14 protein-coding genes are annotated in these 12,011 nt (G+C 46.8%); 5 read left to right on the top strand and 9 right to left on the bottom strand.

The annotated features are described in order from the left end of the window. Positions 1 to 293 precede the first annotated feature (293 nt). The 5 genes from hemW to SGRA_RS04445 all read right to left on the bottom strand — a co-directional run bounded on the left by hemW (position 294) and on the right by SGRA_RS04445 (position 3,997). On the bottom strand, positions 294 to 1,436 hold the full coding sequence (gene hemW, locus SGRA_RS04465) for a radical SAM family heme chaperone HemW (protein WP_050981162.1): 1,143 nt from the start codon (positions 1,434 to 1,436) through the stop codon (positions 294 to 296). A 343-nt stretch (positions 1,437 to 1,779) separates the two neighbouring features. After that, a complete protein-coding gene (locus SGRA_RS04460) occupies positions 1,780 to 2,319 on the bottom strand; it encodes a hypothetical protein (protein ID WP_015691401.1) in 540 nt (179 codons plus the stop codon). Positions 2,320 to 2,340: 21 nt separating this feature from the next. Further along, a complete protein-coding gene (locus tag SGRA_RS04455) occupies positions 2,341 to 2,877 on the bottom strand; it encodes a hypothetical protein (RefSeq protein ID WP_015691400.1) in 537 nt (178 codons plus the stop codon). A gap of 14 nt (positions 2,878 to 2,891) precedes the next feature. Beyond that, positions 2,892 to 3,431 (bottom strand): hypothetical protein, encoded by a 540-nt coding sequence (locus tag SGRA_RS04450; RefSeq protein ID WP_015691399.1) that lies wholly within the window; start codon positions 3,429 to 3,431, stop codon positions 2,892 to 2,894. Positions 3,432 to 3,481: 50 nt separating this feature from the next. After that, positions 3,482 to 3,997 (bottom strand): hypothetical protein, encoded by a 516-nt coding sequence (locus SGRA_RS04445; RefSeq protein WP_015691398.1) that lies wholly within the window; start codon positions 3,995 to 3,997, stop codon positions 3,482 to 3,484. 88 nt (positions 3,998 to 4,085) lie between these two features. Here SGRA_RS04445 and SGRA_RS04440 point away from each other — a divergent pair, with 88 nt between their 5' ends. The 4 genes from SGRA_RS04440 (at position 4,086) to SGRA_RS04425 (ending at position 7,474) form a co-directional block, all read left to right on the top strand. Beyond that, positions 4,086 to 4,688: a 1-acyl-sn-glycerol-3-phosphate acyltransferase gene (locus tag SGRA_RS04440; RefSeq protein ID WP_015691397.1), complete on the top strand. Its 603-nt coding sequence runs from the start codon at positions 4,086 to 4,088 to the stop codon at positions 4,686 to 4,688. A gap of 11 nt (positions 4,689 to 4,699) precedes the next feature. Then, positions 4,700 to 5,635 (top strand): hypothetical protein, encoded by a 936-nt coding sequence (locus tag SGRA_RS04435; RefSeq protein ID WP_015691396.1) that lies wholly within the window; start codon positions 4,700 to 4,702, stop codon positions 5,633 to 5,635. Positions 5,636 to 5,647: 12 nt separating this feature from the next. Further along, entirely contained in the window at positions 5,648 to 6,805 is a 1,158-nt protein-coding gene (locus SGRA_RS04430) for a hypothetical protein (RefSeq protein ID WP_015691395.1), read from the top strand. 207 nt (positions 6,806 to 7,012) lie between these two features. After that, positions 7,013 to 7,474 carry an acyl-CoA thioesterase gene (locus tag SGRA_RS04425; protein ID WP_015691394.1) on the top strand — a complete coding sequence of 154 codons (462 nt, stop codon included), beginning with the start codon at positions 7,013 to 7,015 and terminating at the stop codon, positions 7,472 to 7,474. 51 nt (positions 7,475 to 7,525) lie between these two features. Here SGRA_RS04425 and pth read toward each other — a convergent pair whose 3' ends face one another. The 3 genes from pth to SGRA_RS04405 all read right to left on the bottom strand — a co-directional run bounded on the left by pth (position 7,526) and on the right by SGRA_RS04405 (position 9,606). After that, complete coding sequence (gene pth / locus SGRA_RS04420) at positions 7,526 to 8,146, bottom strand: aminoacyl-tRNA hydrolase (RefSeq protein ID WP_041329844.1); 621 nt, start codon at positions 8,144 to 8,146, stop codon at positions 7,526 to 7,528. A gap of 131 nt (positions 8,147 to 8,277) precedes the next feature. Continuing rightward, positions 8,278 to 8,865, bottom strand: coding sequence for a 50S ribosomal protein L25 (locus SGRA_RS04415; RefSeq protein WP_015691392.1), 588 nt, complete (start codon positions 8,863 to 8,865; stop codon positions 8,278 to 8,280). 321 nt (positions 8,866 to 9,186) lie between these two features. Then, complete coding sequence (locus SGRA_RS04405; protein WP_015691390.1) at positions 9,187 to 9,606, bottom strand: DUF2892 domain-containing protein; 420 nt, start codon at positions 9,604 to 9,606, stop codon at positions 9,187 to 9,189. A 198-nt stretch (positions 9,607 to 9,804) separates the two neighbouring features. Here SGRA_RS04405 and SGRA_RS04400 point away from each other — a divergent pair, with 198 nt between their 5' ends. Then, positions 9,805 to 10,869: a M42 family metallopeptidase gene (locus SGRA_RS04400; RefSeq protein WP_015691389.1), complete on the top strand. Its 1,065-nt coding sequence runs from the start codon at positions 9,805 to 9,807 to the stop codon at positions 10,867 to 10,869. On the opposite strand, the gene SGRA_RS04395 is transcribed toward SGRA_RS04400, so the two are convergent. After that, complete coding sequence (locus tag SGRA_RS04395; protein ID WP_041329496.1) at positions 10,866 to 11,750, bottom strand: RluA family pseudouridine synthase; 885 nt, start codon at positions 11,748 to 11,750, stop codon at positions 10,866 to 10,868. The two genes, SGRA_RS04400 and SGRA_RS04395, sit on opposite strands and share 4 nt — an antisense overlap. Positions 11,751 to 12,011 lie beyond the last annotated feature (261 nt).

The raw sequence follows: 12,011 nt of genomic DNA, 5'->3' as shown, positions 1-12,011 counted from the left end.
CTGCGCAGGCTTCGCCTGCTGGGTCTGCCGCTTCGCGGCACCCTTTCAGGCCCCTAGGCCAAATAGAAACGGACCGCCAAGAACTTGGCGGTCCGTTTTGCGTATAGCAGGCGGCGAAGCCGCCGCAAAGGCGCGCAGCGCCTCGGCTGAGGGGCTGTAGCAGGGCCGCCGCAGGCGGCAGACCGAGGCGCTGCAAGCGCCGAAGGGCCGAGCAGACCTGCGAGCTGCGCAATGGCCCGACCCAAGGCCACAGGCCGCAGGGGCAGCCCCAAAAAAGCAGAAGAAAAGAAAACTTAGGCAGGGCTATCCTCTAGAAACAGCTCGGCAATAATATGGTCGCTAAGGAGTTTGCCTGCATTGCTGAGATAGACATGTTCATTTTGGAGCTGGGCCAAATCATCTTGAATAAAGGGCTGAATAGTTTGCAGCAATTGAGTTTTAGTGGCTGTTCCCCAGCGTTGTTCCACCTCTAAGAGCGAGAGGCCCCATTTGGTGCGCAGGCGGGTCATGAGCAGCTCATTAAATTGTTCTATTGGGGAGAGCTCCTCTATTTCGAAGAGCAATTCATTACTTTCTAGGGCCTTGATATACTTCATATTATGAGCGATATTCCATTGTCGGCTATGGCCATTGAAGCTATGGGCCGAGGGGCCGATGCCTAGATATGGGCGACTTTTCCAGTAAGCCGAATTATGTTGGGCATACTGTTCATTGCGGCAGAAATTAGAAATCTCATACTGCTCATAGTTGTGAAGTTGGCATTCTTCGAGGAGGATTTCGAAATGTCGGGCGGCTTTATCTTCATCTAGGGTGGGCAACTTCTTTCGTCGGATAAGGTGTTCGAGGGGGGTATTGGGTTCTAGGGTGAGAGCATAGGCGGAGAGGTGAGGGACCTGAAAGGCAAAGAGTTTTCGGATTGTTTTTCGCCAATCCTCATCAGAGAGGAAGGGGCCGCCATAGATAAGGTCTACAGAAAGTTGGTTGAAGCCCACGGCCAGGGCGTTGGCCAGGCAGTTTTCGGCTTCTTCTGCGGAGTGGGCGCGGTTCATATAGCTCAGTTCTTCGGGCAAAAAGGATTGCAGGCCGATGCTGAGGCGATTGATAGGCGTATGTAACTTATAGCTACGGAGTTTATCGAGGCACATATCATCTGGATTAGCCTCTAGGGTCACCTCCATATTTTGGCCGAGGGGGTAATGTGTTTCGATAATGGACCAGAGTTGGTTAATCTCGGCGGCGGAGAGCAGGGAGGGGGTACCTCCGCCAAAATAGACCGATTGTAGTTCGGCGCCTTGGAGATAATCTTTTTGCAGGAGCAGCTCTTTGCTAATGGCTTCAAGCATCTGCCCTTTATATTTTAGGGAAGTAGAGAAGTGGAAATTGCAATAATGGCAAGCTTGTTTGCAAAAGGGGATATGGATATAGAGTGCCGACATAGAGGAGAGGTCTGATGGTTAGGGCACAAAATTAAAATAAAATATTGGAAAAGGGGGATTTACTCCGCTGTCAATAGGGCTTCTGGGCTGCTTGTAAGAATATTGATTATTAGCTTTTTAATGGAAATGATAAAGTTCTTTTAAAATAAGGGCCTATTAAGAATAAATCCTTATCTTAGCTAAGCAGCAAAGGGTAAGAAATAAAGCAGCTTACCCTTACAATTAGTAGATTTTTCATGAGAATAGGTGTAAGCCTATTGGGCATCTTGGTGTAGCAGCGCCAGGATGCTTTTTTTATGGGCCAAAAAAGCCCCTGTTTAAATGTAATGCAGGGACTTAGGGCTTAGTGGTATTTTAGTAGTAGGAGAAGGGCTGCATTATTGTATTGAGGGCTTTCCAAAATAAGGGAGTCTGGCTTTGTCCGCTTGAGCTCAGTAGCTGTAATATAAAAGTGGGCCATACCTCGGTTGTAATGTTCTCCTTCACTTACATCCTCATCTATCACAGAGATGGCGTACTCATATTCGCTATCATTATCGATATACACTTTGGGAAGATCCATTGGTAAACCTGGAAGAGAGGGGCAGTTTTGTATGGGAGGAGAGCTACAAAGGGTAGTTGCGTCATAGCCGCGTTCGACTACCTCCGTTATTGCTACATAAAGATCGGGGGCGCGGTCTTCTGGGTTAGTCGCATATCTATCCCAGTAATCTCTAGGGCCATAGTAAGAATAGGGGGCCAGATGCGTATAGTAAAGTAATTGAACACTGCTAATTTCGATACAGTCAGTACAGGGGGCGGCGGGAGAAAGGTCCTCTTCCTTTTGGCAGGAAGAGAGGCTAAGGCCGATAAGGGCTAGTGTTAAAAAGAGTAATTTTTTCATAGGAGGGAGGGATATGTTTTTTTAATTATAGTTGACATCTATGCGGATATTACTGCCAGTATTAGCATTATGGCTATAGGTAGAAAGATAGGCCGTTTCCATTTGGTTTCTTCTGACTGCTGCCATAGAAAAAAGAAAAGTGTCAATCACTTCATGGGCACCCGCTTCATCATAGTCTAGTAGTCGGATTTCAACCATTGCTTCTGTTCCAGTTTCAAATGCTATAGGACTGATGGGGATGTTGGCACTTTGGTCATAGGGCCAATTATGTAGGATATTTCTTCCTTTTAGCAGTGTATCTACCTGATAAGGAGAACGGCGGTAATAAACATGGACAAAAACATCGGCATATTTCTCTTGGGGCCGTCCAGGAACATCTTCATCCCAGCTTTCCCGGGAGTAGGTAGCATATTGGTACGAATAAACGGACTTAAATTCATTATAGTTTAATAAGGTAATGCCAGTAAGTTCTACTGGGGCTAATGGAGCTTCTTCCTTTTGGCAGGAAGAGAGGCCAAGGCCGATAAGGGCCAGTGTTAAAAAGAGTAAGTTTTTCATAGGAGGGGGGGGAGTTAGTGAAATTTAACATCAAAACTGATCTGAGTTTCATCGCTTTGGCCACGGACGATATGGGAAATTTTGTCATCCATAATTTCTCTAGGGTTAAAGTAAAAATTGCCTACCTCATCATGATACCATCGGTTTATGTTCGATCTATAGTCTTGATCCATTATTTGAATGCGAGCATTCGGAAAGGAGTCGGCGGGAATAAATATGCTTTCGGCAGTAAGTAAAATGGTAGAATCTCTAGGAGCGTTCTCTGCTAAGATGCTTCCCTCATAGATGTATCTTCTTTGGGAGTAGGTGTCGTCTCTAATGCGAACAAAGAGGTCTGGGCGTTTTTCTATTGCAGAGCTTTCCTCTCTATCCCAATGGTCCCAAACGTGGTTGTAGTAACCATAGAGCTTAAACTCCATGTAATTATGCAGCCGAATATTTAGAATTTCGATACAGTCAGTACAGGGGGCGGCGGGAGAAAGGTCCTCTTCCTTTTGGCAGGAAGAGAGGCTAAGGCCGAGAAGGGCCAGGGCCAGAAAGAATAAATTTTTCATAGGAGGGGGGGATATGTTTTTTTAATTAAAAAAGCTTTTGCTTACTCATGTTAGTGGTAGCTGACATCAAATCGGAGGACCCCATTTTCATCGCTTGTAATATAGGCGGTTTCGATTTGGTCTCTTTTGAGTCCTGCTGGAGTAAACCTAAAGGAGTGCATCCCTCTGTGATAGTTATCTTCATCATGGTCTACGAGCAGAATACTAACAGTTGCTTCCGTATCATCTGGAAAGGACATTTTCTGTAAGGGGAGGTAGACTTCTTGGCCATGGGGACAATTATGCAAGACTCTTGTTTCCTTTACGATCGTATCTACTCTACGGCTAGAATAACGAAAATAGACCCGAGCAAAAATATCGGGATATTTCGCTTCTGCTTTTCCGGGCAGTTCTGGATCCCAATTTACCCAAGAAAACTGACCATAATAGCCGTAGTATGACTTATCGAACTCGTTATAGTTAAGTAGTTTGATATTTGAAATCTCTAGGTAGCCTTCTTTATCTTCTTGGCAGGAAGAGAGGCCAAGGCCGAGAAGGGCCAGGGCCAGAAAGAATAAGTTTTTCATAGGAGGGGGATATTAAATGATTACTAAATATACTCCTCTGACGAAAAGCCTCTTTTTTTAGTTGTATTTTTGAAAAAAAATAAAAACAATGATTAAGAAAATAGTTAGCCAACTCTACCTCAAACTAGCGGGCTGGAAAATTCACCCCAGTATTCCCCAAGAGGCCCAAGGCAACTGCGTACTTATTGCGGCCCCGCATACCACCAACTGGGACTATCCCATTACGATGGCCGCTATGGCCGAGCTGGGCGTTCCCATTAAGTACACCATCAAAGATGATTATATGCGGCCCCCTTTTGGCTGGTTTTTTAAGATGATGGGGGGAATTGGGATCAACCGCAAGCCCAAAAAAGAAGGGGAGGAGCGTCCTTCTATGGTAGACGTTATTGCCAATTTATTTGAGGGCCAAGAACGGCTTTGTATTATTATGGAGCCTGAAGGAACTCGCTCTAAGGTGGTCAAATGGAAAACCGGTTTTTATTATGTGGCCCTAAAGGCAAAGGTACCTATCTTACTCGGTTGGCTAGATTATGCCAAAAAAGAAGGGGGAATTGGCAAGGTCATTCACCCTTCTGGAGATATTGCCAAGGATATGGCCGAAATTATGTGCTTTTATAAGGACATACTGGGAAAAAATCCCGAACTTTTTGCCCTTGACGAAACATATTACCAGCCCAACCGCTGCTCATAAAATAAATTAGCATGAAACTTAAAGCCCTAAAAGAGGAGATTGCCCAGTTCCAAATTCTACTGGAGCGCATCGAGCAATCGCAACCCATTAGTCAACTAGAGGTAGATCTCGTTCTACAAAAAATTAGAGGCTTTTATGAATTGGCCTTGGCCAAGGAGGAGGAAACTCCAGCCTTGACGACTGAGCCCAAAATAGAAAAAGAGGAAGCGCCCAAAAGCCCCAAAAAAGAAACGCCTAAAAAAACAGGTCCAAAAATCTTCTTAAATCAAGCCCCAGAACTACCCAAGGCAAAAGAAGAAATTCCAGCTCCTGTAGAACCGCCTCTGGTAGAGGAAAAAGTTCAGGAAGAAGACAAACAGCCTGCTCTAGAAGAAGAAAAACTTGAGCCAGTACGCCATCGGGCGACTGAGGAAGCAAAAGAGGAAGAAGCTCAATTGCCCGAGGAAATTTTGCCCGAACTAGAACTGTCTAGCGAAAAAGAAGAAGAGAAAGTAGAAGAGCCCGCTACTCCTGTTGTAGAAACGCCCAAAGAAGAAGAACAACCGCCTGTTCCTATTGTAGAAAAGGAAGCGCCCAAAGAAGAAGAGCTGCCTGTTGTCGAAGCCCCAAAAGAGGAGCCCGCAGCTGCTAATAAGGACGAATACGAGGCCCTTTTTGTCTTTAAGCAGGCTACGGACCTCATGAGCCGCTTGCAACAAAAACCCATCAGCGACCTAAAAGGAAGTATTGGGGTGGGCCAACGGTTCCGCTATATTGGGGAGCTCTTTGCTGGCGATGCGAGCCGCTTTGATGAGGCCATTGACTACTTTAACCGCAAGGCCGATGACTTTAATCAGGCCCGAGAGTATCTAGAAAATAAATTGATTCCAGAAGGAGACTGGATGAAAAAAGAAAAGCAGGATTTGGCCAAGGATTTTATCAAATGGATCCGCCGCCGCTTCCTCTAAGCTGCCAATGCTATGAAGCCTTTATTGCAAAAATTATTATGGAAAAGCCGCTCGCCCTGGCAAGTTTGGGGAGCGGCTATTGGCCTTTTTTTGGGGCTCTTTCTGCTTTTGTTTAGCCTACAAATTTTCTGGGATGTACAAACGCTAGCCAATGGCGCTAGCGATGAAAATCTTTTGGTCCTACAAAAAAGGGTAGAGGGCCTGAGCGGAGAAAAAAGCTTTAGTGAGGAAGAAATTGCCAATATTCGAGCCCAGGGCTTTTGCCAAGATTTGGCTCCCGTTCGCTCCAATCGCTACGAATTGATGGCCCGTGTGCCGCAGCTGGGTTTTTCTACCCTGCTGTTCTGCCAGTCGGTCCCTCTAGATTATGTCGACATAGATAGCAGCGATTTCCAATGGAGCGAGGGCGATCCCTTTGTGCCGGTGGTTTTGTCCAATGACTATCTCAGCCTCTATAATTATGGCTTTGGTCCTAGCCAGGGCTTGCCCAAGGTCAGTGCCGATATGCTGGGCTCTTTTTTCTTCGATTTTGATATTCGTGGAAAAAACAAACGCAAAACCTATAAGGCCAAGGTGGTGGGCCTGAGCCGAAAATTCAACTCGATTTTGGTCCCCGCTAGCTTTTTGGAGGCCAGCAATCAGCAGTTTGGCTATGAGCAGCCTAAGGTGAGCCAGCTGATTTTGCAAACGGACAATCCTTTTCAAAAGTCTTTGGCCAATTACCTAGAAGAAAAGAGCTATGAACTGAGCCGAAATAGCCTCATTGGGGGCGAGCTGAAACAGGGGATTTTCCTCCTGTTGGCCTTTTTGCTTTTCCTGGCCACGGCCATCATCAGCCTATCCGTTTTGGTCCTTTTGCTCAATTATCGCCTCTTAGTCAGCCAAGCGCAAAGCGATATTTTACTGCTTTTACAGCTCGGTTATCGCCAAGAGCAAATTGCTAAGGTCTTGGGCCAAAAACTCAATTTACTGCTGGTTTATATCCTCCTTGGGGTCTTCGCCATTTTGCTGCCGCTCAAGTTTGGCCTGGGCTATTTGCTCAGCCAAGAGGGCTATGCCATCGGCCATTGGCCACATTTTACGGTCCTCCTGAGCGCCCTATTTTTGGCCCTCGGCATTCTTTGGCTCAATCGCTACATGATTAGAAAGGCGGTGCAAGCCTTACCTTAATCTTGTTTTTTTTGGGGCCTCCGCCTCGCTTTGCTCGTCGGCGCTACGGTCCGCAGCTCGCAGGTCTGCTCGGCCCTGCAGGCAGGCTGCGCCTGCCTTTGGTCTGCCGCTGCGCGGCACTGCTCCCCATCGCTAGGCCTGCGGCCCTTCGGGCCTGTAGGGCGCCAGCACTCACTGAAAATCATCAATCAAATTCAATATTCTATTATGAAGTCTTATGAAAAGGAAGTAGAGGTAATTTGGGCCGATATGGATCCCAATCAGCATATGCGTCATACCTCTTACAGCCAGTATGCGGCACATACTCGGATTAGTTTTTTTGCCCAGCAGGGCTTTCCCTTGCAAGATTTGGCCAAAAAGGGTTTGGGCGCTATTTTGCTCAGAGAGCAAAGCACTTATATCCGAGAAACTCAAATGCACGAAAAGCTCAGTTTTAATATGTTGCTTAAAGCGGCCACTGCAGACTATACATTTTATACCATAGAGCAGGAGGTCCGAAAGGAAAATGGCAAGCTAGCGGCCAAGGTCCTTATTGATGGCAGCTGGATCGATATGCAGGCCCGCAAAATTACGGCCCCTTGGCCCGATTTGGTGGCTGCTGTTATTGATGAGTTGCCTCGCCACAAAGATTTTGAGTGGAAGGAGCCTACTTATTACCGCTTCAAGTAGTGCGTTTAGCGTCAAAAGGGCGGCCCGCAATTGCGGGCCGCCCTTTTGCTTTTATACTTCAGGCAAATCGTCTTTGTCTACTTCTGTTTGGCTAGTAGGTGGGGCAAAGAGTTTTTTATTGCTTAGGTTCATGCTATTGGCTAGGCCCAAAAAGCTATAGCTTTTGCAGGCGCCTTGGCAGTGGCGGATAATCTTGGGCAGCAGTTCTATTTCTTGGGGGCTCCATTTGCCCAAAACAAACTCTACTTGTCGGCCTTTGGGGTAGTTATTGCCAATACCAATTCTTAGGCGGGGGTAATTATTGTGGCCCAATTCTTCTTCTATGCTTTTGAGGCCGTTATGGCCGCCGGCTCCGCCCTTTCCTCTCAGGCGGATTGTTCCGAAGTTGATATTGAGGTCATCGACAAGGACCAAGACATTTTCTAGGCCAATATTTTCTTTTTTCATCCAGTACATCAGGGCTTTTCCACTCAAATTCATATAAGTAGAAGGCTTGAGGATGAGTAGTTTTCGGCCCTTGTATTTTCCTTGGGCCAGATCGCCATAGCGTTTTGTTTCAAATTTGGCCTCTAGGCTTTGGGCTAGGGCATCGGCTACTTTGAAGCCAATATTGTGGCGGGTTTCGGTATATTCTGCGCCAATATTTCCCAGGCCTACAATAAGATACTTCATAGGGTCTATACTTTTGGAGCTAGCGGGGCCAGCAAAAAGTTGTTTAATCCAAGCAATCATTTTATCTCAAATAAAAAACGCAGTTCAATAGAGATTGAACTGCGTTTTGTCAAGGAAAATCAAGCTCCTTCTTACTTCTCTTCAGCAGCAGCCTTAGACTGAGCAGAACGCAAAGCACGAGGAATGTCAACAGAAGCAACGGGAATGCTACCATTGGTCATGATTTCGATACCTTCAGTAACTTGGATGTCGCGTACACGCATTGACTTACCGAGGTCCAAAGGAGTTACATCAGCGGGGATGTAAGCGCAAAGGCTTTCGGGTTGGATCAATACTTTAAGCTTGCGCATTTTTTGCACTAGCGTACCCCCTACTTTTTGGCCTTTAGAGTTACCTACAAGACGAATAGGTACTTCAGTTTTCAAAGTTTGACCAGCTACGATAGCTTGGAAATCCATGTGGAGGATTTTGTCGGTTACAGGGTGGAACTGCACATCTTTAACGATCGCTTCAACAGTTTTGTCACCTAATTTGATGCTAGCCTTGCGAAGTTCGTCAGTGTAAATGAGATCACGGATCTCAAGAGCAGTAGTCGTAAAGTGGAGGTTTTCGCCATTTCCGTAAACCACACAAGGAATGCGCCCTTCTTTGCGAAGTTCTCTGCTGCTGCTTTTTCCTAGGTTGCTTCTCAGTTGGCCCTCAAATTCAATCGTTTTCATCAGAAATGCGTATTTGTATTAGTATAACTAAGCGTTGTCTATAAAAAATAAAAGAAGCTAGTGCGCCATTTGGCCCTCACTGGCTTTCTTTCTGCTTTACAAAAGTGTTGCAAAGATAGACAAAATATTCTTTTAATCAAGTTTTTGGAGAAATCTTGCCAGCTTTTTTGCCTTTGTCTTGGGTTTGGGGGGAGCGAAGCGACCGGCCTAGCGATGTGGAGGGGTGGCCGAAGGCCAGACCGAGCCAGCTTGCTGGCGATGGGCCGAGCAGACTTGCGAGCCCCGCAACGTAGCGCCGCAGCTTGCTGCGGAGGCCCCTAATTAATGATCTAGAAATTGTCCTCTTTCCTTGAGTTCTTCATCAATGGCTTTGAGGATCGCTTGTTGGTAGCCACTACTTTTATATTTTGCGGATAGCCAGATGCTACCGAGCAGAAAAAACATAAAGGCGGTGGCGGCGATGGGCAGAAAAATGAGGCCGAGCAGGGCCCAGGACCAAAAGCCCAGCATGCCGATGCCGAAAAAAGTGGGAGAGGCGATGCCGGCGGCAAAGATAATTCTGGACAGCCGCTGGTATTCTCGGTTGCGTTGTTGCCAACGCCCTCGCAGTTGGAAGAGGTGTTCGGTGGTATAGTGGGCCGGATGAATGCTGAGTAGGGTGTCGGGATCTTCCTGGCACTCTTGCTCGATGCGGTTCAGCAAATCATCGATAGATTGGTCTATTTGATTTCTCGTTTTCATAAGGTGTTGGATAACTGCCTGTTTGAGCCTTTAATTTACTATTATTATATGAGTTTATTGTAGCTTGCTGCTCGCTTATTCAATAATAGCGTATATTTTTTACAGATCTTCCTACATTTGGGCCTTAGGGGCTTTTCCTTTAAAACTAGGTCAAAACCAAAAGTGTAGAGTCAAAAACATTAAAAAAATAATAAAAATATGGAGAAACTAAATATCCCTTTGCTCAGTACAATTTGTAAAACGGCGGCGCCTCCTGGTTTTGAGCAGCGCCTGCGTCAGTTTGTAGAATCGGAAGTAACGGATTTGGTAGATGATTGTTTTACAGATGCTTTGGGCAATTTGTATGCGGTTCGGAAGGGAACTGCCGAGGGGCCCAAGAAAAAGATCATGGTGGCGGCCCATTTGGATGAGATTGGATTTATTGTCACTCATATTGAGGAGGGCGGCTTTTTGCGCTTTCATACCCTGGGTGGTTTTGACCCCAAAACACTGAGCTCGCAAAGGGTAATTGTGCATGGCAAAAAGGATATTGTGGGGGTAATGGGCAGCAAACCCATCCATTTGATGTCGGCTGCAGAAAGAGGTAAAAACTTGAGCATCAAGGATTATTTTATTGATACGGGTATGAGCAAGGAAGAGCTGGAGAAGTACGTATCGGTAGGTGACCCTATTAGTCGAGAGCGGGAGTTGATTGAAATGGGCGATTGCGTGAATTCTAAGTCTTTGGACAACCGTTTGGCCGTTTTCATTTTGCTCGAATGCTTGCGAGAGCTCAAAGACGAGCAGCTCGATTATGATGTTTATGGTGTTTTTACGGTCCAAGAAGAGGTGGGCTTGCGTGGTGCTCGGGTGGCTGCACATAATATTAACCCCGATTTTGGTTTGGGTTTAGATATTACTATTGCCTTTGATGTACCTGGGGCTCAGGCGCATGAAAAAATTACGGCTTTGGGCGCAGGGACCGCCATTAAAATTATGGATGGCTCGAGTATTTGCGATTATCGCATGGTTCAATTTATGAAAGAAACAGCCGATGCGGCAGAAATTCCTTGGCAGCCTGAAATCTTGACCGGAGGGGGCAGTGATACGGGTGGTTTGCAGCTATATGGAAAGTCTGGGGCCATTACGGGCGCCATTTCCATTCCTTGTCGACATGTGCACCAAACTGTAGAAATGGCTCATAAAGAGGATATTTACCAAAGCATTCAGCTCCTCAAGCAGTGCTTATTGAATATTTCTAAATACGATTGGTCCTTCCGTTAAGGTTGGTATTTCTCCCATTGCTTACGCTCCCTTTCCAATAAGCGCAAAAACTTAGTGGGGGCGGGCATACTAAGTTCAATTTGGCCGCCTGCGGGATGGGCAAAGGCCAAACCAACAGCAACCAAGAAAAGACCCTTATGCAAAAGGGTCTTTCCTTTTGGTCCATACTGCTTATCGCCAACGATAGGGCAATCAATTTGGGCCAATTGCTTCCGCAGCTGGTGTTTTCGACCTGTTTTGGGCCGCAATTCCAGCAAACTCAACTGTTCAGAACGCAGAGAAGGGACGCTCCAAAGCAAGCGGTAGTCGGTCTCGGCGGCTTTGCCATCTACGGGACTATCGAGTCGCCCTTTGGCTTGGGCCGGCTTTCCCATCACAATGGCCAAATAAGTTTTTTGAATGCTTCTTTGGGCAAAAGCAGCCTGCAAAAAACGCAGGGAAGAAGCTCGCTTACCGACCAACAATAGGCCCTGTGTAGGCAAATCCAAACGATGCACGGGCAGGGGAGAGGGCAGGGCGTCCTCGGTCAAAGAAGGCTGCAAACCCGCTCTAAAACGCTGCTGAAAATTGTGTTTATGATAGCCCGAAACGGCAAGTCCCGCAGGTTTGTAGACCACCGCCAAATCCTCATCTTCATAATGCACCTCTAGGGGCAACTCTCGCTCTTTTTGGTTGACTGGCCGCTGCCAAAGGGCCAAAATATCGCCTACTTGCAAGTAATAGCCCGTGCCAACGGCCTGCCCATTAACCTTCAAAAGGCCCTTATCTAGAGCTTTTTTGACACTTTTTCGGCTAGGCAGCAAAGGAAATAACCCTTGAGCATAATCATAGACTCTTCCCGCCCGCTCTTCCCGAACCTGATGTTCTGCAACTAAATACATAAGCAAAAATTAGCCGCCAATATAGGCTTTTTTGTCTAGCTGTATGGAGCAACGCTTTCTTTTTTGGGGCTGCCCACTCGCTTCGCTCGGGTCGGGCCATTGCGCAGCTCGCAGGTCTGCTCGGCCCTGCAGGCTTTTTCGCTGCGCTTCAAAAGCCTTTGGTCTGCCGCCTTCGGCGGCCCTGCTACAGCCCCTCAGCCTGCGGGCGCTTCGCGCCCTGCAAAACGCAAAAAGGCCCTGCAATTCCTTGCAGGGCCTTTT

It is taken from the genome of Saprospira grandis str. Lewin, assembly GCF_000250635.1.
GTDB lineage: Bacteria > Bacteroidota > Bacteroidia > Chitinophagales > Saprospiraceae > Saprospira > Saprospira grandis.
Note: the sequence above shows the minus strand (reverse complement) of the source record. Positions and strands in the feature narration are given on the sequence as shown.

Excerpts from the sequence above, each read along its gene's own strand:
- SGRA_RS04405 (WP_015691390.1), bottom strand. The coding sequence starts at position 9,606 with ATGAAAACGAGAAATCAAATAGACCAATCTATCGATGATTTGCTGAAC.
- SGRA_RS04440 (WP_015691397.1), top strand. The coding sequence starts at position 4,086 with ATGATTAAGAAAATAGTTAGCCAACTCTACCTCAAACTAGCGGGCTGG.
- SGRA_RS04425 (WP_015691394.1), top strand. The coding sequence starts at position 7,013 with ATGAAGTCTTATGAAAAGGAAGTAGAGGTAATTTGGGCCGATATGGAT.
- SGRA_RS04415 (WP_015691392.1), bottom strand. The coding sequence starts at position 8,865 with ATGAAAACGATTGAATTTGAGGGCCAACTGAGAAGCAACCTAGGAAAA.
- hemW (WP_050981162.1), bottom strand. The coding sequence starts at position 1,436 with ATGTCGGCACTCTATATCCATATCCCCTTTTGCAAACAAGCTTGCCAT.
- SGRA_RS04435 (WP_015691396.1), top strand. The coding sequence starts at position 4,700 with ATGAAACTTAAAGCCCTAAAAGAGGAGATTGCCCAGTTCCAAATTCTA.
- SGRA_RS04460 (WP_015691401.1), bottom strand. The coding sequence starts at position 2,319 with ATGAAAAAATTACTCTTTTTAACACTAGCCCTTATCGGCCTTAGCCTC.
- SGRA_RS04400 (WP_015691389.1), top strand. The coding sequence starts at position 9,805 with ATGGAGAAACTAAATATCCCTTTGCTCAGTACAATTTGTAAAACGGCG.
- SGRA_RS04395 (WP_041329496.1), bottom strand. The coding sequence starts at position 11,750 with ATGTATTTAGTTGCAGAACATCAGGTTCGGGAAGAGCGGGCGGGAAGA.
- SGRA_RS04445 (WP_015691398.1), bottom strand. The coding sequence starts at position 3,997 with ATGAAAAACTTATTCTTTCTGGCCCTGGCCCTTCTCGGCCTTGGCCTC.
- SGRA_RS04455 (WP_015691400.1), bottom strand. The coding sequence starts at position 2,877 with ATGAAAAACTTACTCTTTTTAACACTGGCCCTTATCGGCCTTGGCCTC.
- pth (WP_041329844.1), bottom strand. The coding sequence starts at position 8,146 with ATGAAGTATCTTATTGTAGGCCTGGGAAATATTGGCGCAGAATATACC.
- SGRA_RS04430 (WP_015691395.1), top strand. The coding sequence starts at position 5,648 with ATGAAGCCTTTATTGCAAAAATTATTATGGAAAAGCCGCTCGCCCTGG.
- SGRA_RS04450 (WP_015691399.1), bottom strand. The coding sequence starts at position 3,431 with ATGAAAAATTTATTCTTTCTGGCCCTGGCCCTTCTCGGCCTTAGCCTC.